Source organism: Achromobacter sp. AONIH1, from assembly GCF_002902905.1.
Taxonomy (GTDB): Bacteria; Pseudomonadota; Gammaproteobacteria; order Burkholderiales; family Burkholderiaceae_B; genus Achromobacter.
In genome coordinates, this window is sequence record NZ_CP026124.1 from 2,639,164 (window position 1) to 2,662,328 (window position 23,165).

A 23,165-nucleotide genomic window follows, 5' to 3' on the forward strand; every position below is an offset into this window, starting at 1 on the left:
GCATGTATGCCTCGCACCCCGAAGTCCAAGCTGGCGGATCTGCCGGCTATTCCCCGTGAGTTGTTGGAGTCGTTCGGTAACGGCCCGATGACGGCCGAAGCCATCAACGCCGCCTCTCTGGCCTTCAAGAAGGCCTTGATCGAACGAGCGCTCGCAGGTGAGATGAACCATCATCTAGGCTATCCGAGCGGTGCGGCCAAGCCGGCCGATGTCGCCAACCAGCGCAATGGCAAGGGCGCCAAGACGGTGCTCACCGAGGAAGGCCCTGTGCGTATCGAGGTGCCGCGCGACCGCGACGGCAGCTTCGCGCCGCTGCTTATCCCCAAGCACGAACGGCGTTTCACAGGTTTTGACGACAAGATCGTCGCCATGTACGCCCGAGGCATGACGGTGCGCGAGATCCAGGGATTTCTGCTGGAGCAATATGCCACCGAGGTCTCACCGGAGTTCATCAGTTCAGTGACCGATGAGGTCATGGCCGAGGTCACTGCCTGGCAGTCTCGGCCTCTGGAACCGATGTACCCGGTCGTCTTCTTTGACGCGCTGCGGGTCAAGATCCGCCAGGATGCGGTCGTACGCAACAAGGCCATCTACCTGGCGCTGGGTGTGTTGCCCGATGGTTCACGCGATATTCTTGGCCTTTGGATCGAGGGCACCGAAGGCGCCAAGTTCTGGATGAAGGTCTTCAATGATCTGAAGACCCGAGGCGTGGGCGATATCCTGATCGCCGTGAACGATGGCTTGAAGGGCATGCCCGAGGCCCTGGCCGCTGTCTTTCCCGCGACCACGCTGCAAACCTGCATCGTGCATCTGATCCGCAACAGCCTGGATTATGCGACTTGGAAGGACCGCAAGGCGCTTGCCGCAGCCATTCGGCCGATCTATACCGCCACGAGCGCCGAGACAGCCGAGGCTGAGCTTGATGCCTTCTCCGAAGGCCCCTGGGGGCAGAAATTCCCTACGATCCGCGCCGCGTGGCGCAGCGCCTGGGATCGCGTGATTCCCTTCTTCGCATTTCCGCCAGAGGTGCGCCGAGTGATTTATACGACCAACGCCATCGAGAGCATCAATGCCCAGTTGCGCAAGATCATCAAGACGCGAGGCCATTTCCCGTCCGACGATGCGGCAACAAAGCTGATCTGGCTGGCCTTGCGCAATATCACCGCAGATTGGGGACGGCCGGCTCGCGATTGGAAGCAGGCCATGAACCAATTCGCTATCCTCTATCAGGAACGGTTCATCAGGCCTTCTGTGTAATTCCTAAGCCCGCCTTGAACACGGAATTTCTGACACTCCCGAAAGTGCTCCCTAACCCGTCGTTCGACTCGGACTCTCGGCGGCATTGCCCCACGTGTCGCGTACGTGAGCTTGCGCCATGTGGGGCAATGCCACTGAGCGCCGGTCAACTCCAACGTTTAATCGCACCGCAAATGGCCGGTATTGGCAAGGCTGACGGCCGCTTAGGGTCGAAAACTGTCATTGGATATGAATCGCTTCTGTAATTCGGTCCTGGATTCATCCCATAAGTTGAAATCCTTCAACGAAAGAAGCCCATTTCCCCATATATTCCCTCCACTACCGCACCAACGGTAGCCCGGTCTGGAAGCCGGAAATCTCACCAAGTGAACCGCCGTCCCCAAGACGGATCCCCGGCATTCACACGCCCCAGCAAACCATCTTCCAAAAGAAGGCAAGCCCAAGGCGAGGCCAAGCCAGCCCCCGCTGGCCCGGTGATTCCGATCTTCCAACCTCGTCTTGCCCAGGGGCGTGAGAACCAACCCAATCTCACCCAAGGCTCCCATGACCCCTCACCCCCTAACCCAAAACCCCTGGTCCCTGGACACCGACCCCGAACACGGCCTGGTCGCGCTCTCCCATCTCCAACACCTGGACCGCACCCGCTACGCCATCGAAACCATCGCCCGCATGGTCGGCAACAGCGCATCCGAACCCGACGCCACCGGCTCGCAACCTTTGGACGCCTGGACCGTAGCCACCCTGCTGGGCGGCGTCGAAAGCCTGTGCGACCACATCGGCACGCTGACCGAATCCATGCTGGACCAGGCCCGCGAATCCGGTCTGGCGCTGGCGCATTGCACAGAAACACACGACGCGCCGCCGGTAATCCAATAAGTCCATAACCCAACAAATCAACCGGCCAATCAACCCACAGGCCGCAACAACCGCCTCCCGTCAAGGCAACGCAGCACACCCCGGGCCGCCACCCCCAAGGCGGCCCGTTCCATTTCCACGCCCACCCCCTAGCTTCAAAATTCCCCAACCAAACCCGCGCCATTGCTCATTACACTGGCCGCTCCCCATCCCCGCCAAACCGCGCTCGGCCATGTCCCGGGCGACGCTACAGGAGACTCAGGTGCTTGGATCCCAGTTGATCATCCGTACGCTGCATCGCCTGGGCGTCAGGACCATCTTCAGCCTGTCTGGCAACCAGATCATGCCGCTGTACGACGCCTGTATCGACTCGGGCATCCGCATCGTCCACGTGCGGCACGAGGCGGCGGCGGTGTACATGGCGGATGCCTGGGCGCAGATGACCGGCGAGCTGGGCGTGGCGATGCTGACGGCGGGGCCGGGCCTGACCAATGGGCTGGCGCCGCTGTATTCGGCGTTGCAAGCGGAAAGCCCCGTGCTGCTGATCTCCGGCGATTCGTCCGTGGCGGAAGACGGCAAGGGCGCGTTCCAGGAGCTGGACCAGGTCGCAATCACGCGTGCGATGACGAAGCTGTCGCTGCGTCCGATGAGCGTGGCGGAACTGCATCCCGCGCTGGACCGCGCGGTGGGGCAGGCGCTGGCGCCCAGGCGTGGCCCGGTGCATCTGGCGCTGCCGTTCGATCTGTTGACGGCCGAGACAGGTTTGCAGGAACTGCCGCCGGCAGCGCTGCAGCCGATCGCGCCGTTCGCCACGGGCGCGCTGGACCGGCTGGCCGCACTGCTGCACGCGGCGCAGCGTCCGCTGGTGCTGGCCGGCCCGGGCGCCGCGCGCTGGCATGCGCGCGCCGCCTGCCGGCAGCTGGAGGAGGCGCAGGACCTGCGCGTCATCCCCATGGAAAGTCCGCGCGGCCTGAAGGATCCTTCGCTGGGTGCGCTGGCGGCGGTCATTCCCGATGCGGATCTGATCGTGCTGGCGGGCAAGTGCCTGGACTTCACTTTGGGCTTTGGCGGCGCGGCGGCGTTGGGCGGGCAGGCGCGGGTCGTGGTGATCGACCCGGATGCCGCGATGCTGGAACGCGCGCAGCGTTTGTTGGGCGAGCGGCTAGCGCTGGCGGTGCAGGGCGATGCCATCGCGGCCTTGTCCGCCTTGCGGGCGGCGCAGCCGTTGGCGGCGCGCGCGGCGTGGCGGGCGCGGGTAGATGAGGCGCTGCGTTATCGCGGCAAGCCGGAGCCTGCCACGTCGGCGGGCGCGGCGTTGGGACCGCGCGTCTTGTGCGAGACGGTGCAGGCGTTTCTGGCGTCCGCGCCGGATCCCGTGGTGGTCTGCGATGGCGGCGAGTTCGGGCAGTGGGCGCAGGCCTATTGCAGCGCGCCGGTGCGCATCATCAACGGCATGTCGGGGGCCATCGGCGCGGGCGTGTGCTACGCCATCGCGGCCAAGATCGCGCGGCCCGGGGCGACGGTGCTGGTCCTGATGGGGGATGGCACGGCGGGTTTTCACCTGATGGAGCTGGACACGGCGGTGCGCGAGCAGGCGCCGTTCATCGCGGTGATCGGCAATGACCTGCGCTGGAACGCGGAGCATCTGATTCAGCTGCGCAGTTATGGCCCGCAACGGTTGATCGGCTGCGAGCTGTCGCCGACGGCCAGGTATGACGAGGTGGCGTCGGCCTTGGGCGGGGCGGGTTTCGCGGCGGACGATGCGCAGAGCCTGGGCGCGGCGCTGGCGAGGGCGGCGGACAGCGGTTTGCCGGCATGCATCAATGTCTCGATGGCGGGAGAGGCCGCGCCTGTGTTCAACGCGTCTGGTCCGTCCGCCGGCGGGCATTGATCCGCCGTCCGTGACGCATGCCCGCATGGGGATGAACCAGCAGGCGTAAGCCGCGGGCATCACGCCGGCCGCAGTCCGGTCTCGTTTAGCAGTCCCATCGTTCAGCGCAGCGCCTGCGCACTGTCAGTCCCGCTTCACAACGCAGCCTCGCCGCGCCACGCAGTCCCACCGTTCCGTTGCCACGTCGTTTCATCGCGTAGTTTCGTTCCCCCGCTCGACAGGAGACTTCCCATGATCAGCCTCTCCGGCCTTCGGCCGGCTGCCTTTGCTCGCGCCGCGATTTGTGTATGGGGCGCCTGTACCGGGCTGGCCGCCGCCCAGGCTTATCCCGCCAAGCCGATACAGCTCATCGTTCCTTTCAGCGCGGGCGGCGACGCCGACATGGCGGCGCGCAACCTGGCCGCCGCGGCGCAGGGGCTGCTGGGGCAGCCCGTGGTCGTGGTCAACAAGGCGGGCGCCAACGGCGCGATCGGCTCGGCCGCCGTGAAGCAGGCCGCGCCCGATGGCTACACGCTGCTGCTGGGACGGATCGGGTCGCAGGTGCTGCTGCCGGCCTTGCAGCCCAAGACCACGCCTTACACGGCGGGGGATTTCACGTACATCGGGTTGCTGGAGCTGAACCCGGTGGTCTGCGTGGTGCATCCGGACAGCGGCTACGAGACGCTGGACGATCTGGCGAAGGCGGTGAAGGCCAAGCCCGGCAAACTGAACTACAGCCACTCCGGCCCGGCCACGGTGCAGAACCTGGCGCCGCAGCTGCTGCTCAGCACGCTGGGCCTGAAGCCGGACGCGGTGGTCAGCGTGCCGTACAAGGGGGGCAACGAGGTGGCGCTGGCGGTGTTGAGCCGGGACGTGGATTTCGCGTGCAACAACCTCAGTTCCATGACGGGCCTGCTGACCGGTGGCAAGCTGCGTCCGCTGCTGACGACCACGCCCGAGCGGCTGGCGCAGTTTCCGGACATTCCCACGGCGCGCGAGCTGGGCCTGCCGCAGATGGAAGCGGTGATCGGCTGGAGCGGGCTGTTCGGGCCGCCGAAGATGGCGCCCGAGGCGGTGCGGCGATGGGCGGCGGCGCTCAAGCAGATCGCGCGGGATCCGAAGTGGATCGCGGGGAATGAAAATTTTGGCGGGATCCCGCATGTGCTGTCGCCGGAGGACACCGAGCGGTATGTGCGGGACGGGAGCGCGATCTATGAGGAGCTGGTGGCGAAGGCGGGGTTGCAGGTGAATTAGCGGCGCGTGTCGATGCAAGGGCGTCAGGCGCTGCCTTGCGCCGCCGGACGCCCTGTCCGGGCTAGGCGCTGTGTTCGTCCGCTGCGGGCTCGAAGTCCGGGTCGCGCATGCGGATATGGCGCAGCAGGATGTCCGACAAACGAGGCTTGCGGTTCGCCACGATGATGGCGTTGGCGGCGCTCTTGAACTTGCTCCATGCCAGTTTGTAGCGGTCGTGGTCTGCTTCCATTCCGGGCAGGCGCTCGCTGTAGAACGTCAGGAAGCGCTTCAGCTCGTCGAACGCATAGCTCTCGATGGCCTTGCGTAATTGCACGGACGAGATGTTCTGCAGGAAGGGCATGAGCGCTTCCGAGGCCGACGGCGGATCGGCCTCGATCTGCTCGACCGCGTCCATGACGGTCTGCATGGGGCGGCGTGATTCGTTGACCTCCCGGATCGCCTGCGCGATGGGGTCGGCCAACCCTTGCAGGACGCTTTCCTGCACATATTCTTTCGAAGCCTTGCGCCAATGCCGACCCCAGGCCTCGGCCATGTGCGACGCCCAGTCCTGGCCGCCGCGCCGTTCCAGGTCGCGGATGATGGTGCTGGCCATCTGCGGGGCCAGGGCTTGCCAGCCGTTCGCGCCCCAGTCGCGGACCATGCGCTGGAAGGTCTGGTCGGTGGCGTCCGGGTCGTAGAGCGCGCGGTCCACATAGTCCAGCGCGGCCATCTGGGCGGTCGCGTGCAGCGCCCGCTCATCTCGCGCCTGCATCCTGGCCGTCACGCGGGCCGCGTCGAGCGGGTGATGCCGCACGAAGTCCGACAGCAGGGACAGCAGTTCGGTGTCGCTGATGACGCTGCATCGCACGGCCAGCAGGGCGGCGTCGCCGGGCAGCGTGTTGCCCAGCTGATCGGCGCAGACCCGGGTCCAGTCTTCCAGGAAGGTCTCCACCTGTTTGTCAGGAAAGCGGTTCTCGTAGTGCAGGACGGCCAGGAAGACCAGGCTGCGCAGGATGTATTCGGGCAGGGGCTGTTGCGGCTCACGGCCGGGAATCGCCTTCCTGAACGCATCGGTCAGTCGCTCGATGCGCTGGATGATGCGGATGTTGGTCAGACCGGCGGCCTCGGCCGTGGCGACGATAGGCTCGCGGTCCGGGCAAGCAGGCGACAAGCCCAATCCGCAGGCATCGGCCGGCGTGGGCCGCAGGTTGATCTCCGCGTCCAGGCATTTCTCCCGCACGGCGCGCCATTCCTTGCCCTGGTTGGCGCTCAGTTCTTCCTCGTTGTAGATCAGCAGCACGGTGCAGCCCTTGCCCTTGAGCGCGTCCACATAGCCGAACAGCGTCTCCAGCGACAGCGCGGCGTCGCGGCGTTCCAGGTCGTCCACCACGATGATGCGCTCGCGCACCAGCATGCCGGTGATGACGGATTCGGCCAGCGCGCCGGTCGCCAGCAGTGCGTCGGCGGCCTCGCCGATGAAGGGGATGTTGCGCAGCGCGTCGGTGAGTTTTTTGCCGGTTTCCTTGATGACCTTGCCGCCGGCTTCGCCGTACTTGGAGGCGTTGCTGGCGGCGTCCTGCAACAGCGCGCGGCCGATCTCGTCCGGCGATTTCAGGCCGAAGCAGGAGGCGTACAGGGCGGTCTTCGCGGCGGGCAGCGTGTCACGCAGGGAAAGCCATAGATGCGTCTTGCCCGCGCCCCAGCGTCCACTCAGGCCGAGCACCTGGCCTTTGCCGTTTTCAAGAAACTGGGTCAGGGCGTTCCTGCTTGCGTTCAGGTCCATGCCGGGGTTCCACTTTTCTGGTGAGTTCACGGAGGATGCCTGCGTCGCCGGAAAGGTGGCTGGCGGACAGGGCGATAGCGGCCAGGAATCGTACCGCATGCATGGCCGCGCGATCTGGCCGCCTTGGGCTACTTGCCTCCGTCTTCCGGCTTGTTGTCCGCAGGCGCGGACTCCGGCGAGCACATGGTGGGATGCGGGGTATCCGGCTTGCCGGGCAGGCGTTGCGACAGCGGCGGGCTGATTGTTCTGGCAATGGCCGATTTGGGCACGGCGGACGCTGCGCCCGCCTGCAAGACGGCGCAGGTGTCGGTGTTGCACCAGAGTTGATGGATGACCCCTTGGTTCGGGTCAAAACCGGGAAGATGGGGAATCGTGGGCAGTGCGGCCAGTGGAACCTCCTGGCAATAATCCTGTGCGTCGCGTTTGCCTATGACTCCAAACGGCTCAACCAGCACGATCAGGCTGCAAGCGACGAGAAGCGCGATCACGAGGATCGAACCGGGGATCGCGAGGACATAGCCAGCAAGCCCGGCCGCGATATAGGCAATCTGGCGTGGCAGACTGAGGTCTTTAAACGGGATCGCGGTGGCCGAGACGCGAGGCTTGGCGGCCTTCCTACGGAGTTTTTCGATCGCCAGGAGGAGGATGAGCATCACGCAGCCGATCGTCGCTGGCAAGAGCATCGACATGAGTATGTCGAGAAACCAATCGCCGGAGGTCAGCAGGATATGGGCGGCGCCATTGCCCCAGGCGCGATAGGCAAGCCACATCGCATCCGACGTGGAGATGCTCATCTGTGTGTTGTCGAGGTGAAAATACGCCAGATAGCCGGCGTGATACGCCTTGCCCTGCAGGTAGAACATCGCCGTCAGGAAGACGGTGAATGGAATGGGAATCAGGCGAAGCCAGCTTTTCTTTCCGGAGTTTTCCGCGTTCTTGTCGGTTGTTTCGTTTTGCATGTCTTGGGATGGGCTTGAGTGTGTCTATGTCCCAGAGGGGCGGGGCGGATGCGGCAAGCGCAATGCCGCTTGAATGGTGAGCGGAGTCTTACACGATTTCGCTGATCGCCAGTAATGATCCCCTGCGCTGGGCGCGGCGTCGTCGCAACGCGCCTGTCTGATCAGCCTTGCCCGCTCTTGCGTCGGCGGATGGCTCGACCGCCATCCCGGCGCACGCGCGCGAGCGCAAAACCGCGTCAAGGCAACATGGGTATGCGAGGGTCTAGCGGCGTGCCGCGCCGTGCGTATTCGGCGAAGGCGACATCTCGCTTCATGGCCTCGTCCAGCGTCAGGACGAATCTCTCGCCCAGGTTGTCCCAGGGGTTGACCAGGGTCATCGACACGGCCTTGCCGGTCATGTCGTAGCCGACGCTATCCAGCACGAACGCGTGATGGAAGTGCATGTTGCCAAACGGATCAGGCTGACCGTATGCGCAGCCCACGAACAGGAATCTGGGGCTGCCGTCTTCCAGGCAGCATCCCCTGGCGGCGGCTCGTTCGAGGATCATCGACAAGCCCTCGGTATTTGTCGGACCATACATGAGCGCGGTGCCGTAGCCCAGCAGGTTGCCGATCAGGGGATCGTAGTTGTCGGCTCTTTGGTTGTGCGCGTCGATGGAGTCACGGTTCGAACGCAGCGGGCTTTGTCCGTTTTGCATCAGGTTGCCCGCCAGATGCTCAAGTATCTTGACCATCAGCGAATTCGTGCTGGCTGAGCGGGGATGGTCGATGATCCGCCTCAGCCTGGACGGGGAAATGTCGACCTGCAGCCGGCCGTTCTCCAATGCCAGTGCATATCCCTTCTTCTTCAGGTTGTGTATCTCAAACCGATCAGCCAGTACCTTTGCCAGGGTTTCCGGAGACTCGCCCCGCAGCAGCTTCTGCCTGCCCATGGGGGAATGGATATTGGCGTTGAACGTCAGTCGCAGCGCTCCGCGCTCGGTGATTTCGGCCGAGTTCAGAATGCTCTCCTGCACGATCGGACTGGACAGGGCGCCGATCATGACAACCAAGGCGTAGCAATCGCCCGTTTTTCCTTGCTTGATGGACAACGGTTCGCCGGCCGGGATGAGGCTCATGGCGTCGTCCTTGTGCTGCTGCAGGCTCAGCAGGTAGTCGTCCACCTTCATGCGCTGGCAAGCCTGGCGCAGGCGGGCGATCTCTTGCTGATCATGGATATCGCGCCGCGCGTGCAGTGCCTGGCCGTCGATGATCAAGGCGTAGTCGCAGGTTCCGTTGGGATGTTCCGTCAGATTCAGTTCGAACATGTCCCGATACCGGGGCTGCGCCATGCCCCGCAGCAGCAGGAAGGCGCCGATGCGGGCACACTCCGCGTCAGCGATGGGGGCGTCGCGCTGCGCAGCGACGATGGCATAGACCTTCCTGATGCTGTCCCGTTTTGCATTGCTCCGGAATACGTAGTCGATGATCCTGTCCAGCAGGTTCATCGCCGAAGCGTCTTGTTCGGACTTGGCCTGGAAAATGCGTCCGAGTCTCGACGGACTCAGGGAGTAGGCCGGATGGCGCTGGGCGACGTCGATGCTCAAGGCGTGTTTCTCCGGACGTGGCAAGGTAATGGGGCGCCCGGATGTCGACGGCGTGGCGGCGGGGAATGACGGGCATCGGAACGCTGGGTGGCCGCAACCCGAAAAGGGTTCCAGCGGGGCCGGACGCTCAGCCCGGCCGTGCCCGCCGTCGTGCCGCATGTTCCGTTGGCCAGCGCGGCTCGCGCATCTACGCCGCCGGCATCTGATTCGTCACGCAATGGATCCCGCCGCCGCCCGACGCGATGGCGTCGATGTTCAGCTGCACCACCTTGCGCCCCGGATACAGCCGTTCCAGCAGTTCGCGCGCATGGGCGTCGGCCTTGGCGTCGCCGAACTCGGGCGCGATGACGGCGCCGTTGATGACGAAGTAGTTGATGTAGCCGGCGGCGAAATCGGGGTGGTCGCGCAGGAAGCGGCTGCGGCGCGGGTTCTGCGGCGGCGGCAGGGTGTGGACGTCCAGCGGCTTGCCGTCGGCGTCGGTGCTGCGCTTGAGGATGTCCAGGTGCTTGCGCGTCAGTTCGTAGTCGTAGGAATCCGGATCCATGTCCAGGTTGGCGACGACCACGCCGGGGCGGGCAAAGCGGGCATAGAAGTCGACGTGGGCGTCGGTGATGTCCCGGCCCTTGATGCCGGGCAGCCAGATGATCTTGCGAAAGCCCAGGTCGCGCGCCAGCGCTTGCTCGATCTCGGCCTTGGTCCAGCGCGGATTGCGGTTGTCGTTGAGCCAGCTGCTCTCGGTCATGATGGCCGTGCCCAGGCCGTCGGTCTCGATGCCGCCGCCTTCGCCGACCAGGTCGCTGCGCAGGTGGTCGATGTCCAGGCCGTCGCACATGGTCTTGGCCAGGCGGGAATCGGCGCCGTGGCGCTGCTTGTCGCCCCAGCCATTGAAGTTGAAATCCACGCCGGCCACGCTGCCCTGGCCGTCGGCTATGAAAACGGGGCCGATGTCGCGTATCCAGATATCGTCCAGCGGCGCTTCCTCGAAGCGGACGCGGGCCGCGCCGCAATGGTGTTCGGCCAGGCGGCGTTCTTCGGGCCGGCAGTACACGGTGACGGGCTGGAAGGCGGCGATGGCGCGGGCGATGCGGCCCAGCGCGGCCTGCACGTCAGGCGTGTAATCCTCCCAGATGGCTTGCTGGGCGCCGAAGGCGATGAAGGCGCGCGCCTGTGGCGCGTTCTCTTCGGCCATGTGCCAGCCCTTGACGGCGGCGCGGGCGGCGGGGGTGTGCAGGCCCGCGCCGAGCGCGGCGGCGGCCTGCGTCCCGATGAGCAGGGCGGATTGCTGGAGGAATCGGCGGCGGGTTGTCACGCTGGGCTCCTGGGTCCGGTACGGATCGATAAGCAGCGGTTGTGGGAGTACGGACGCGTCATCTTCGCATGACAAGGTATCCGCGCCGGCGGACGGCTCGGAGGAAGGTTGGTCTGAAATATTATTCAAGTAATTAATTGAATGTGTGGTAGATTGACGCCTTCACTACTGTCCCTGCACGCCGGCGTTCCGACTTCTGCGCCAGCCCGTTACCGCCATGTTCGACTCCTTTCCGCTCGCACGCTATTTCACGCGCATCGGCTATCACGGCCCCGCCGAACCCACGCTGGAAGTACTGCGCCAGCTGCATCTGCTGCATCCGCAGGCCATCCCGTTCGAGAACATCGATGCCTACAGCGGCCTGGGCGTCAGCCTGGATCTGGCGCGCATCGCCGACAAGATGCTGGCGCGCGGTCGCGGCGGCTATTGCTTCGAGCACAACAGGCTGTTCCAGGCCGTGCTGGAGCAACTGGGCTTTCGTGTCACGCCGCTGATCGCGCGCGTGCGCTGGCAGGTGCCGGCGGACGTGCGCACAGGGCTCACGCACATGCTGCTGCGCGTGGATCTGGACGGGCGCAGCTGGTTCGCCGACGTGGCCTTCGGGTCCACCACGCAGACCGCGCCGCTGGAGTTCCTGCTGAACGTGCCGCAGGAAACGCCGCACGGCGTGTTCCGCATCGCGCCGGCCGGCCCGGATGAATTCAGCCTGGAATTCCAGACCGCCAAGGGCTGGAGCACGGTCTATCAGTATGGCTTGCGGCCGGCGCCGGCCGTCGATTTCGAGATCGGCAACTGGTACACGTCCAGCCATCCGCAATCGGTGTTCCTGTCCGACCTGATCATCAGCCGCACCGCGCCCGGCCTGCGCGAGCTGCTGGTGAACGATGTGTTGACGCTGCGCGGCAACACGGGCGCGCCGCCCGAGACGCGGCGCTACGACGATGCGCAGGCCTGGGCGGATTGCCTGCGCGAGCGTTTCGGATTGGACCTGCCGCCGGGCGAGGCGGCGGCCCTGTTCGAGCGGGCCGCCGCAAGCGGCAGGCAGGCGGCGGCCGGGGAACTGACGGCGGGCTAGCGCCCGGCATGCCGTCAGTCCCGGACGCGCCCGGGCCCGCTCCGGTTCAGCGCTTCAGGTACGCCATCGCCGTGTCGTGGAAGAACAGGTCGCGATGCGCGACATAGGCGGGCCGGTTCATGATGTCGACGAACACGTCCAGGTAGCGCGCCGTGTTGTCGACCATGCTGGGCATGTGCCAGTCCGAGCCGTAGGCGACCTTGTCCAGGAAGTCGTGGGGGCGGCCGTTCTGCTGGGCCTCGGCGCGCGCGCGCTCGATGTTGGCGACCAGCAGCTCGCGTGCGGTCGGGTCGTCCAGCAGTTCGGTGATGTAGCCCAGCTCGCAATACACGTTCGGGTAGGTCGCGCACAGGTCGGCGACGATGCGGGCGAAGTTGTCGGCGTCGCGCCACTCGGCGTCGTTGTCGGCCATCCAGCCGGCCGAGGAGACGCCCAGGTTGCTGGCCCGGCCGCCGCCGGCATGGCCCAGGCAGAGCCGCAGATCGCGCCAGCGTTCGTGTTCGAGCAGCGCGCGCCAGTGCTTGGGGTGGGCGTTCAGGCCTTTCTTTTCCTTCGTCTGGAAGCCGATGGGCGTGCAATGCACGAACACCGGAATATCGCCGGCGATGCAGTAGTCGAAGAACGCCGCCACCCGGCTCTCCAGCACGGGGTCGGCGTTGCCGATGGGCAGGTAGCCCAGCGCCGGATAGAACTTGAAGCCCAGGAAGCCGTGCGCGATCGCGGTGTCGGCCAGTTGCCGCCAATTGTCGCGCCGGGGATCGAAGGCGGAAAAGCCGAACATCGATTGCGGGTTGTCCTGCTTGAGCTGCTCCATCTTCCGCAGCTGTTCGGGGAAGGGATAGCGCGGCGGCTTGGGCACCGGATAGGCCAGCTGCATGTCCATCATCATGTGCAGCACCTGGATGTTGCCGGCGCCGAGCTTGTCGTAGCTGGACAGCAGCTGCTTGAGCACGGCCTTCTCCGACTTCAGCATGGTCAGGAAGAACTCCAGGTAGTTCTCTACGTGGCTGCCCCAGGCGAACTTGTCCATCAGGTCCGTGGCCGCGCGCAGCGCCTTGCGAATCACGCGCCGGGCCCAACCAAGCACGTCGACGATCCGTGGCGCGGCGCCCAGTTCCTTGAATGAGGTCACGGGTTCGTGCAGCGGCAACGGGTCCGGGTCGATCCAGCCCTCGGCGGCGTAGTCGATGCTCGCCAGCTGATCAATGATCCCCACGAGTTCCTCCGACAGCCCCGGTTCGGCAGGCGCGTCGTCCCATGGCTGGTCAAGCAGGTCCGCGGGGCTGCGCCCGGCGATCATGTCGGCCGGCACCCGCTCCATCAGGCCGGCGCGGACGACGTCCCAGATCTGCTCCAGATAGTGCTCGTCCGCGTCCTCGGGCGTGAAGGGCAGCGGATGGTCCGCGCGCAGATCCTGGGCGTCCGCATACGAGGAACCGGCCAGTGCGTACAGCAGCTGCGCGACGTAGTCCGCGAGCTTGCTTTCGTCTTTCTTCATTGCGCTGGCGATCACGCTTTCCAGCGGCAGATACCGGGCATTGAACAGATGGGTATGCAGATCCACGACACGGGCAGGCAGGTTCATGCGAGTGCTCCTCGGGATGGGGAATGGCAGTCTAGCGCGGGCATGGCGACCCGCATGCGGACGGACGTTAGGGGCAGGGAAAATCCCGATGGGCGACGTCTTGTCGACATTCCAGCGGGGCATGACGCCGTCCGCGCGGGAATGGCCAGCGCCGGCTTGCGCCAGGTCATGCGGGGCGCGTCCGGCGGGCGCTGCCCGACCCGCCCAACGGGCGGCGTCCGGTAAGATCGCAGGCGAGCCGGGCTTGTGCCTGCCCGTTCCTTTCCTTGCCCGGCGCCGCGCGCGCCGCCGCTCCCGTCCCGTGACTCCGCCACCATGACTCAATCCGCTTTCGAACTTCCGCCCGACCTGCTCGCCTTCCTGCGCAGCCCGCCGGCCTCGGCCGCCGAGCGCGACACGCCCGATGTGTTCTTCGACCGGCCCGAGATCGGCCGCCTGTACGCCCAGGCGCAGGAACCCGGGCAGACGGAAGCGGTGCTGTCCGCCTGCGCCGCGCTGCTGCCCGAGGTGCATCCCAACCGCGCGTCGCTGCTGGCGCTGATGGGCGGCGCGCTGGTCGAGGACGGCGCCGACCCGGCCATCCTGTTTCCCGCCTGCCATGCCTTGCTGGACGTCTGGCTGCAGGAGCTGGAGCCGTACTGCGCCGAGGAGGTCGACGAGGACGACGACGAGGCCGAGCCCGAGGAAGTGCAGGCCTGGGCCGACGCGCAGGCGCGCATGAAGGCCGTGCCGCAGGAGCGCCGCTGGGAGGTCGAGACCTTGCAGCAGGCCGTTGAACTGCTGGTGCTGCCCATGATGGCGATGGTGCTGCGCGACGAGCGCAACCACCGGGCCTTCCTGGCGGACGACGCCTTGCAGGCGCGGATCTACCGCCTGAACCGCAACGGCAGCCTGCCGTTCGAGCAGCTGCACTACCTGTGGCTGGCCGCGAACATGAGCTACGAGGACGAGCTGGTGGTGGTGCTGCCGGCGTCGGGCACGGGCTTCGTGGCGCGGGCGCACGCGGTGAACAACGGGTTCCATGCCTTCACGCTGCTGCAGAACCTGATCCGCGAACACGGCCAGGCGCTGGGCGTGCGCCAGGCCATCGTGGACCGCGCGCCGCCGTCGGAAGACAACGACAGCGACACGGCGGATTTCCTGTGGCTGCAGGCGCAGGCCTACGCGGGCGGTGAGCTGGTCAACGAGCTGGCCTGGTCCTGGGGCGAGGCGCCCTTGCGCGCCAATGCGCAGAAGCACGGCAAGCGCGTGCTGATCGGCCTGGACAAGGGCGACGCGTGCAGCCGCAGCTGGGCCGGTTTCCTGGGCGCCTGCCATGACGCGCAGAATCCGCACGTCGCCTTCAAGCGCTACCTGACGCCGGAGGAAGTGGCGTCGTACCTGCAATGAGCGGGCGCATGACGGCCAGGACAACGGGGGCGCGCGGATGAGCGGCGTGCCCGATTCCATCGTCGCCCTGCTGCGCGAGGCCGGCTGGCAGGCGCCGCCCGACGACGGCGCGCGGGATCCGGCGGGCGAGCGCCTGCTGGCGTCGCTGGCCGGCCTGTCGCTGGGCAAGACCGGCGCGGGACGGGAAACCGCCGCCAGCGACGTGGCGTTCTATGAACGGCCCTGCGAGCCGGACGAGGACGAATCGCTGGAAGGCCTGCCCTGGCGCGGCCGCACCGGGCCGCTGCGGGCGGTGGCCGACGCGCATCACAACCACATGATCGTGCTGCTGGATGCCGCCGGCGCGGCTTATGTCTATACGGTGCCGGACGGCAAGCTCTATAGGCTGGGCGCGTCGCTGGGCGAGGCGCTGGAACGGCTGCTGCTGGGCATCGGCTACGGTCCGGCGATAGACGAGGACGACTGACGCGGCACGGCGCGGGGCCGGACCGCTGCCGCGTCTGAATCGGCAGGCTCGGCCCCCGCCGCCGGGCGCGCCCGCGCCGACGGCCTCAGCCCGCGTCCTGCGCCATGTTCTCGCCCGTCGCGAACAGGTCCACCAGCGTGCGCCGCAGCCAGCGCTGGGCCGGCACGGTGTCGTTGCGCTGGTGCCAGAACAGCGTGATGGTGCGCGGCGGCGCGTGCATGGGCAGCGGCACGGCGCGCAGGTAGGGCGCATGCGGCGTCAACGCGCCCAGGTGCAGCGGCAGCACGGCGATCAGGTCGGTGTGGCGCAGCATTTCATAGGCCACGTTGTAGTGGTTGACCAGCGCGGCCACGTCGCGCGACAGGCCGCGCGCCGACAGGTACATGTCGTAGGACGGCAGCGTCTGGCCTCCCAGGCTCACGTCCACGTGGCGCGCCGACAGAAAGGCGCGCGTGCTCAGGCGCTTCATGCCGGCCAGCGGGTGATCGTGGCGCATGAAGCAGGCGTACTCCACCAGCCAGAGCGAGCGCGAGCGGATATGGCCCGGGTACTGGGCTTCGTTGACGTAGGCGCTGAGCACGCAGTCGGCGCGGTTCTCTTCCAGCTGTTCCGGGATTTCCAGCAGCGTGTTGGGCACGGCGCGCACGCGCGCCTGCGGCGCAGACTGCTCCAGCCGCCCGAACAGCGGCGGCAGCACGATGCCCGCGATGTAGTCGGACATCGACAGGCTGAACTCCATCGTGGCGCGGGCCGGGTCGAAGGCTTCGGCGTCGAGCGCGCCGCGCATGCGGTCCAGCGCCTCGCCCAGCTCGCTCCACAGCACGGCGGCGCGCTGGGTGGGAATGACGCCATTGCCGGCGCGCACGAACAGCGGGTCGTCCAGGCTGTCGCGCAGCCGCGCCAGCGCATTGCTGACGGCGGGCTGGGTCATGCAAAGTGCATTGGCCGCGCGCGTCACGCTGCCTTCGGTCATCAAGGCCTCGAAGACCTTCAGCAGGTTCAGGTCCAGCGTGCGGAAGCTCATGGCAGGTCATTCACATTGGTGATGTGGGGCATCATAACTATAAATTGGATAGATAGATTTGCGCATGCCTATCATGCGGTTCCTGGTCAAGAACAGTACGGCTGAAGCCGTCGATTGCAAGGGGAATTCCGCATGTCCATGATCTCGGCGCGCATCGAGCGCCTGCCGTTCGCGCATTTTCACAAACACCTGCTGCTGATGGGCGGCCTGGGCTATATGTTCGATGCCATGGACGCCGCCGTGCTGGCGTTCATCCTGCCCGTGCTGCGGGTGGAATGGGGCCTGACCAGCGTGCAGATCGGGCTGCTGGGCAGCAGCACCTTCATCGGATTTTTCTTTGGCGCGCTGCTGGCCGGCACGCTGGGCGACCTGATCGGCCGGCGCGCGGTGATGATGTGGGCGCTGGCGCTGTACTGCGTGGCCTCGCTGGTCAGCGCCTGGGTCGACAGCTGGCCGCCGTTCTTCGCGGCGCGGGTGATCGCCGGCATGGGCACGGGTGCGGAAAGCGCCATCATCGCGCCCTATCTGGCGGAGTTCGTGGCGCGGCGCTTTCGCGGCAGCTTCACCGGCGCGCTGGCGGGCTTCTTCTCGTTCGGCTTCGTGGCCGCCGCGCTGCTGGGCTATTTCATCGTGCCGGCGCATGCCAGCGGCTGGCGCATCGTGCTGGTGATCACGGCGCTGCCGGTGGTGATGCTGCTGTGGTGGCGCCGCGCGCTGCCCGAATCGCCGCGCTGGCTGGAGAGCCGTGGCCGGACCGCCGAGGCCGAGGCCGTGCTGGACCGCATCGAAGCCGATTTCCGACGGCGCGGCGCCACGCTGGCCGAGCCCCGGCCCGAGCCCGAGGCGCCGCCGCGCGGCGCGGCCAGCCTCGGGTCCAATTTCGCGCTGCTGCTGCAGGGCCGGCAGACGCGCATCACGCTGATGACCTGGATCATGTGGCTGTCGATCACCTTCAGCTACTACTCGTTCTTCGTGTGGATCCCGGGCCTGCTGGTCGAGAGCGGCATGAGCATGACCAAGAGCTTCGGCTATTCGCTGGCGATCTACTGCGCGCAGGTGCCGGGCTATTTCAGCGCGGCCTGGTTCAACGAGAAGATCGGCCGCCAGGCCACCATCGCCAGCTACATGCTGCTGGGCGGCGCGGGCGCGCTGGGGCTGGCGCTGGCCAAGACGGACGGCCAGATCATGCTGGCCGGCATCATCATGTCCTTCTTCATGAACGGCACCTACGCCGGCGTCTATGCCTACACCGCCGAGGTCTTTCCGACGGCGGTGCGCACCACCGGCGCGGGGCTGGCCTCGGCCATCGGCCGGCTGGGCGCCATCGCCTCGCCCGTGCTGGTGGGCTATCTGTATCCCAAGTTTGGCTTCCTGGGCGTGTTCGGCACCACCACGGTGACGCTGGTGCTGGGCGCGCTGGTGGTGCTGGTGATGGGTGTGCCCACGCGCGGCCGCTCGCTGGAAGCCATCGCGGCGGGAGAGGTGAAATGAGCGGCGCGCGTCCCTTCCGTCCCGCCGTGGCGGTGCCGGCCTTGAATGCCGTGGCCCGCGCCCATGAGGCGCCCTCCCAGCCGCAGGCCGTGTTCGCCGCCGTGGACCACGCGCTGGCCGGCGAGATCGGCCACCGGCTGTTCACCATCCTGTCCTACGACCCGGACAGCGGCGTGGCCACGCGGCTGTATTCGAACCTGCCCGACGCCTACCCCGCGGGCGGCAGCAAGACCGTGATGCCAGGGCCGTGGACCGACACGGTGCTGGCGCGCGGCGAGTGCTACATCGGCTACACGCCGGACGACCTGCGCAGCGTCTTCGCCGATCACGAATTGATCGCCTCGCTGGACTGCCAGAGCGTGCTGAACGTGCCGATCCGCTGGCGCGGCCGCACCTGGGGATCGCTCAACCTGCTGCACGCCGAGCGTTGGTACGGTCCGGACGACGCCATCGCCTGCCGGCCCTATGCGCAGCTGGTGCTGCCGGCGCTGTGCTGCGCCTGAGCGCGGCGCCTTCATATGTCCATAGGCCGGGCTGATACGCCCGGCCCTTCACTTGCCAATATCGGGAGCATCATGGAAAGCACATTGTTCAAGAACGCCGCGTTGCTGGATCCGGCCCGGCCCGAGCTGCTGGAGGACCACGACGTGCTGGTCGAGAACGGCCTGGTCAAGGAAGTCTCGGACCGACCGCTGTCGGCCGCGTCGGCGCGCGTCATCGACCTGAAGGGCAAGACGCTGATGCCGGGCCTGATCGATCTGCACGTGCATGTGATCGCGGTGCAGCTGAACCTGCCGCAGCAGATGGCCATGCCCAATGTGCTGGTGGCGTTCCGCTCGGCGCCGATCCTGCGCGACATGCTGCGCCGGGGCTACACCACCGTGCGCGACGCCGGCGGCGCCGGCCATGCCTTCAAGGTGGCGGTGGAGCAGGGGCTGGTGCAGGGGCCGCGCCTGTTCGTGTCGGGCCGGGCGCTGAGCCAGACCGGCGGCCACGGCGACGGCCGTCCGCGCAGCGATTTCATGCCGGGCGATTCGCCGTGTCCCTGCTGCGTGCGGGTGGGCGCGCTGGCGCGCGTGGCCGACGGCGTGGACGAGGTGCGCCGCGCGGTGCGCCAGGAATTGCAGATGGGCGCGGACCAGATCAAGATCATGGCGTCCGGCGGCGTGGCCTCGCCTACCGATCCGGTCGGCGCCTGGGGCTATTCCGAGGACGAGATCCGCGCCATCGTCGCCGAGGCGCGCGCCCGCCAGACCTATGTGCTGGCCCACGCCTACACCGCCGAGGCGATCTCGCGCGCGGTGCGCTGCGGCGTGCGCACCATCGAACACGGCAACCTGGTCGACGCCGAGGCGGCGCGGCTGATGGCCGGGCAGGGCGCCTATGTGGTGCCTACGCTGATCACCTACGAGGCCCTGGCCAACGAAGGCGCGGACCTGGGCCTGCCGGCCGACAGCGTGGCCAAGGTGGCGCAGGTGCGCAACGCCGGCCTGCATTCGCTGGAGATCTATCGCGACGCGGGCGTGCCGATGGGCTTCGGCACCGACCTGCTGGGCCCGTCGCACCGCCTGCAAAGCGAGGAATTCCGCCTGCGCGCCGAGGTGTTGGGCGCGCCGGCGGTGATCGCCAGCGCCACGCAGGTGGGCGCGCGGGTGCTGGGCATGGAAGGCAAGCTGGGCGTCATCGCGCCGGGCGCCTGCGCCGACATGCTGGTGGTGGACGGCAATCCGCTGCGCGACGTGTCCTGCCTGCTGGGGCAGGGCGAGCACATCCCGCTGGTGATGCAGAACGGCAAGGTGCAGTTCGACGAGCTGGCCGCCTGAGCGGACGGCGGGGGCGGGCGGCCTGGTGTGCCGTTCCTTCTGCGCGGGCGTTTCCGAGGGACAGCACGCTAGGGCTTGCCGCCCGCGTCGGCGGGCCTGACCGCCGCCCGCCACAGGTCCAGGAAATGGCGCTTCTTGAGCGCGTCCTGGTACACCAGCAGGCCCACGCCCAGGCCCAGCGGCCGCACGCCGGCGGCCGGCACCACCGAATCGCCCACCGGGCGCATGCCGGAAGCCTGCGCGATCATGTGCTGGCCGCGCGGCGACAGCAGGTAGTCGAGGAACATCGCGCCCAGGTCCGGGCGCGGCGCCTGGCGCGGGATCAGCGCGGCGCGCGACAGCATCAGCGTGTAGTCGCGCGGGTAGATGACGGCCAGCGGCGCGCCGCGTTCGATGCGGTGGCGGGTATAGGACTCCAGCACGTTGTAGGCCAGCGTGGCGTCGCCGCGCTCCAGCATGTCCAGCGCGTCGTCCGACGAGGCGTACAGCGCCGCGTCGTTCTGGCCCAGCGCCGCCAGCAGCGCCGGCGCCATGCTGTCCAGGCGCGTGTCCTGGGTGGCGGCCAGGTAGCCGATGGCGCTGGCGCCGACGTCATAGGTCGACACGGCGCCGGCCAGCGGCCGGTCGGGCGCCTGCAGCAGCGACAGCAGCGCGCGGCGGGTGCGCGGCGCGCGCGCCGCGTCCAGCCTGCGCGTGTCGTAGACCATGACGATGGGATCGGTGCCGGTGCTGAAGACTTCGTCGCGCCAGTTGGCCCAGGCGGGCAGGGCGCGGGTCTCGGGCGAGTCATGGGGCAGCGCGTAGCCGTCGTTGGCCAGCTTGGTCTGCAGGTCCATGGCGCTGCTGATGACCAGGTCCGGGCCGGATTTTTCGCTTGCCGCGTCGCGACGCCGCGTGATGATCTGGTTGTACAGCGCCTGGGTGGGCAGTTCGGTGTATTCCAGGCGCAGGGCCGGATGGATGCGGTGGAAGTCCTCCAGCACGCCACGGAACACGGGCAGGCTGTTGGATGCATGCACCACCAGCACGTTGGCGGATCCGTCCGGGCCCAGCGCGAGCGTGTTGGGCGGTTCGGCCTGGGCCCGCGCCGGCGGGGCCAGGGTCAGGGCCAGCGGCAGCAGCAGCGGCAGGATCAGCGCGCGCGCCAGCCGGCGCGGGAGGGTGTCAGCTTTCATGGGGCAGCGCCGGCAGCAGGATGACGGCGTCCAGCCCGCCGCCCACGCGGTTGCTCAGTCGCAGCTCGCCGTGGTGGCTGTCGACCGCGCGGCGCACGATGGACAGGCCCAGGCCGGCGCCGGCCGAGCGCGGATTGGGGCCGCGCACGAAGCGCTCGAAGGCGGCATGGGCCAGGGCCGGCGGGATGCCCGGTCCCTGGTCGGACACGGTGACGCGCCAGCGCGCGCCGTCGCGTTCCAGCCGCACGTCGATATGGCCGCCGGGCGCGGCGCCGTGGCGCAGCGCGTTGTCGATCAGGTTCTTGAAGGCCTCGCGCAGCATCAGGCTGTCGCCCAGGGCCGGCGCGGGCGCGCCGTCGATGGGCAGGGCCAGGCGCACGTCGGGCGCGGGCTCGGCCTGCGGCACCGAGTCGTACACGGCCTGGTCCAGCAGCTCGGCCAGGTCCAGCGGCTGGAACTGCCGCACATTGCTGCGGTGGATCACGCTGGCGTCGCTGAGCAGCTGGTTGACCAGCCGCGACAGTTTCTCGGCGTTTCGCAGCACGGCCAGCAGGCTGCGGCGCTGTTCGGCGGGGTCTTCCTCGTCCAGCGCCACTTCCATCTGCGCGTGCAGCGCGGCCAGCGGCGTGCGCAGCTGATGCGCGGCCTCGGCGATGAACAGGCGCAGCGTGTCCAGGTTTTCCGCCAGCCGCGCCATGAAGCCGTCCAGCGTATGCACCAGCGTGTCCAGCTCTTCCGGCACGGGCGCCTTGATGGGTTGCAGGTCGGACGCGCCGCGTGCGGCCAGCTCGCGCTCGATGCGGCGGATCGGCGCCAGCGAACGGCGCAGGCCCCACCAGGCCAGCGCCAGCGCGGCGGCGGTGAAGCCCAGCAGCGCCAGCGTGCCGCGCCACAGCACCCGCGCGGCCAGCGCATCGCGCGCCTCGCTCGTCTGGCCGACCAGGACGCGTGCGCTGCGCGTGCCGGCGGGACCGGCGATCTTGCGCTCCATCCAGGCGAAGCGCACCGGCTGGCCCTGGTAGCGCGCCTCGAACAGCCGCGATGAGGCCGCGTCGTCGGACGCGCCATCCACGGGCGGGGCGGGCAGGTCGGGATAGCCGGACACCAGCGCGCCGTCGCCGGCCCGCACCTGGTAGAACACGCGGTCGCGCGGCGCCTGCTCCAGCAGGGCCAGCGCGGCATAGGGCATGTCCATGCGCCATTCGTCGTCGACCAGCTGCAGGCTGTCGGCGATGGACAGCGCCGAGGCGCGCAGCAGCTGGTCGTAGGCGGTGTCGGCGGTCTGCTGCGCATAGCCGCGCACCATCAGGTAGAGCCCGCCCACGCCGGCGACGAATAGCGCCAGCAGCATGGCCAGCAGCCGGCGGCGGATCGAGATGCGGCCGGCGCCGGCATCGGGCCGCGGCGCGCCGGCAGCCTTAGCCGCCGGCTGGCGCGTCGGGCTTGCCGTCATCGCTGCACGTCAGGATGTAGCCGGTGCCGCGCCGGGTCTCGATGCGCAGCGGCGAGCCTTCGAGCTTGCGCCGCAGCCGGGCGATGTAGACCTCGATGGCGTTGGGCGCCGCGTCGTCGTCGAAGGCGAACAGCTTGTTGGCGATCTCGTCCTTGCTGACGGCGCGGTTCATGCCGGCCAGCAGGATCTCCAGCAGGCTGTATTCGCGCTTGGGCAGCTCGATGCGCTGGCCGGCCAGCGTGAGCAGGCGCGCGGCGCTGTCGATGACCAGATCGCCGAAACGCTGCACGCCGGCGGCCTGCGCGCTGGGCCGGCGCAACAGGGCGCGGCAGCGCGCCTCCAGTTCGCGGAAGTCGAAGGGCTTGGCCAGGTAGTCGTCGGCGCCGGTGTCGAGCGCGTGGACGCGGTCCTCGATGTCGATGCGGGCGGTCAGCGCCAGCACCGGGATCTTGCTGCCCCGGTCGCGCAGGCGATGCAGGATGTCGAAGCCCGACATGCGCGGCAGGCCGATATCCAGGATCACCAGGTCGAAGCTTTCGTATTGCAGCACGCCGTCGGCGCTCAGGCCGTCGTTCTGCCAGTCGACCGCATGGCCGAGCCGGCGCAGCCGGCGCACGATGGCGTCGGCCAGGTCTTCGTCGTCTTCGATCACCAGGATGCGCATGCGGCCAATTTTCGCATAGTGGATGCCCCCACGCTGCGCGCTCCAAGGGCGCTTGCTGCCCCCCCGAGGGGGGCGCCCTTCCTTGGGGCGGCCCGGCGCAGGGGCGGGCCGCTCCCTCCGCCGGGCGTGCCTCGCAAAAACGACAGGTTCCAGACAGCTTTAATTCCT

19 protein-coding genes are annotated in these 23,165 nt (G+C 67.8%); 10 read left to right on the forward strand and 9 right to left on the reverse strand.

Annotation, left to right across the window (positions count from 1 at the left end):
• The first annotated feature begins 6 nt into the window (after positions 1-6).
• The 4 genes from C2U31_RS12030 (at position 7) to C2U31_RS12045 (ending at position 5,236) form a co-directional block, all read left to right on the forward strand.
• Entirely contained in the window at positions 7-1,257 is a 1,251-nt protein-coding gene (locus tag C2U31_RS12030; protein WP_103272996.1) for an IS256 family transposase, read from the forward strand.
• A gap of 543 nt (positions 1,258-1,800) precedes the next feature.
• On the forward strand, positions 1,801-2,133 hold the full coding sequence (locus C2U31_RS12035; protein ID WP_233772743.1) for a hypothetical protein: 333 nt from the start codon (positions 1,801-1,803) through the stop codon (positions 2,131-2,133).
• Between the two features lie 241 nt (positions 2,134-2,374).
• A complete protein-coding gene (locus C2U31_RS12040; RefSeq protein WP_103272997.1) occupies positions 2,375-4,003 on the forward strand; it encodes a thiamine pyrophosphate-binding protein in 1,629 nt (542 codons plus the stop codon).
• Between the two features lie 231 nt (positions 4,004-4,234).
• Positions 4,235-5,236, forward strand: a complete 1,002-nt coding sequence (locus C2U31_RS12045) for a tripartite tricarboxylate transporter substrate binding protein (RefSeq protein ID WP_103272998.1) — start codon at positions 4,235-4,237, stop codon at positions 5,234-5,236.
• A 61-nt stretch (positions 5,237-5,297) separates the two neighbouring features.
• On the opposite strand, the gene C2U31_RS12050 is transcribed toward C2U31_RS12045, so the two are convergent.
• The 4 genes from C2U31_RS12050 to C2U31_RS12065 form a co-directional block, all read right to left on the reverse strand.
• Positions 5,298-6,998, reverse strand: coding sequence for a hypothetical protein (locus C2U31_RS12050; protein ID WP_103272999.1), 1,701 nt, complete (start codon positions 6,996-6,998; stop codon positions 5,298-5,300).
• 128 nt (positions 6,999-7,126) lie between these two features.
• Entirely contained in the window at positions 7,127-7,957 is an 831-nt protein-coding gene (locus tag C2U31_RS12055; RefSeq protein ID WP_103273000.1) for a hypothetical protein, read from the reverse strand.
• A 236-nt stretch (positions 7,958-8,193) separates the two neighbouring features.
• Complete coding sequence (locus C2U31_RS12060) at positions 8,194-9,543, reverse strand: hypothetical protein (RefSeq protein WP_103273001.1); 1,350 nt, start codon at positions 9,541-9,543, stop codon at positions 8,194-8,196.
• 187 nt (positions 9,544-9,730) lie between these two features.
• On the reverse strand, positions 9,731-10,852 hold the full coding sequence (locus C2U31_RS12065) for an agmatine/peptidylarginine deiminase (protein WP_103273002.1): 1,122 nt from the start codon (positions 10,850-10,852) through the stop codon (positions 9,731-9,733).
• A 217-nt stretch (positions 10,853-11,069) separates the two neighbouring features.
• Between C2U31_RS12065 and C2U31_RS12070 the strand changes: the two genes are divergently transcribed.
• Entirely contained in the window at positions 11,070-11,927 is an 858-nt protein-coding gene (locus C2U31_RS12070) for an arylamine N-acetyltransferase (RefSeq protein WP_103273003.1), read from the forward strand.
• Positions 11,928-11,973: 46 nt separating this feature from the next.
• Here the strand turns inward: C2U31_RS12070 and C2U31_RS12075 are convergent, their stop codons facing one another.
• Positions 11,974-13,512, reverse strand: a complete 1,539-nt coding sequence (locus C2U31_RS12075; protein WP_103273004.1) for an amidohydrolase family protein — start codon at positions 13,510-13,512, stop codon at positions 11,974-11,976.
• 315 nt (positions 13,513-13,827) lie between these two features.
• Between C2U31_RS12075 and C2U31_RS12080 the strand changes: the two genes are divergently transcribed.
• Both C2U31_RS12080 and C2U31_RS12085 read left to right on the forward strand, forming a co-directional pair.
• A complete protein-coding gene (locus C2U31_RS12080) occupies positions 13,828-14,901 on the forward strand; it encodes a hypothetical protein (protein ID WP_103273005.1) in 1,074 nt (357 codons plus the stop codon).
• Positions 14,902-14,947: 46 nt separating this feature from the next.
• Positions 14,948-15,367, forward strand: a complete 420-nt coding sequence (locus C2U31_RS12085) for an SUKH-3 domain-containing protein (protein ID WP_158658361.1) — start codon at positions 14,948-14,950, stop codon at positions 15,365-15,367.
• An 85-nt stretch (positions 15,368-15,452) separates the two neighbouring features.
• Here C2U31_RS12085 and C2U31_RS12090 read toward each other — a convergent pair whose 3' ends face one another.
• Positions 15,453-16,391 carry a LysR family transcriptional regulator gene (locus C2U31_RS12090; RefSeq protein ID WP_103273007.1) on the reverse strand — a complete coding sequence of 313 codons (939 nt, stop codon included), beginning with the start codon at positions 16,389-16,391 and terminating at the stop codon, positions 15,453-15,455.
• Between the two features lie 132 nt (positions 16,392-16,523).
• Between C2U31_RS12090 and C2U31_RS12095 the strand changes: the two genes are divergently transcribed.
• The 3 genes from C2U31_RS12095 (at position 16,524) to C2U31_RS12105 (ending at position 19,705) form a co-directional block, all read left to right on the forward strand.
• A complete protein-coding gene (locus C2U31_RS12095) occupies positions 16,524-17,882 on the forward strand; it encodes an MFS transporter (protein WP_103273008.1) in 1,359 nt (452 codons plus the stop codon).
• Positions 17,879-18,385, forward strand: a complete 507-nt coding sequence (locus C2U31_RS12100; RefSeq protein WP_103273009.1) for a GAF domain-containing protein — start codon at positions 17,879-17,881, stop codon at positions 18,383-18,385. The genes C2U31_RS12095 and C2U31_RS12100 overlap by 4 nt, the downstream gene beginning before the upstream one ends.
• 72 nt (positions 18,386-18,457) lie before the next feature.
• Positions 18,458-19,705, forward strand: a complete 1,248-nt coding sequence (locus C2U31_RS12105; RefSeq protein WP_103273010.1) for an amidohydrolase family protein — start codon at positions 18,458-18,460, stop codon at positions 19,703-19,705.
• A 68-nt stretch (positions 19,706-19,773) separates the two neighbouring features.
• Here the strand turns inward: C2U31_RS12105 and C2U31_RS12110 are convergent, their stop codons facing one another.
• The 3 genes from C2U31_RS12110 to C2U31_RS12120 form a co-directional block, all read right to left on the reverse strand.
• The gene (locus C2U31_RS12110; protein ID WP_103273011.1) at positions 19,774-20,880 is read right to left on the reverse strand and encodes an ABC transporter substrate-binding protein; all 1,107 of its coding nucleotides are present in this window, start codon (positions 20,878-20,880) and stop codon (positions 19,774-19,776) included.
• Positions 20,870-22,231, reverse strand: coding sequence for a sensor histidine kinase (locus C2U31_RS12115; protein ID WP_233772849.1), 1,362 nt, complete (start codon positions 22,229-22,231; stop codon positions 20,870-20,872). Before C2U31_RS12115 ends, C2U31_RS12110 begins: the two co-directional genes overlap by 11 nt.
• A 67-nt stretch (positions 22,232-22,298) precedes the next feature.
• Positions 22,299-22,997 (reverse strand): response regulator, encoded by a 699-nt coding sequence (locus C2U31_RS12120; RefSeq protein WP_103273013.1) that lies wholly within the window; start codon positions 22,995-22,997, stop codon positions 22,299-22,301.
• Positions 22,998-23,165: the final 168 nt, after the last annotated feature.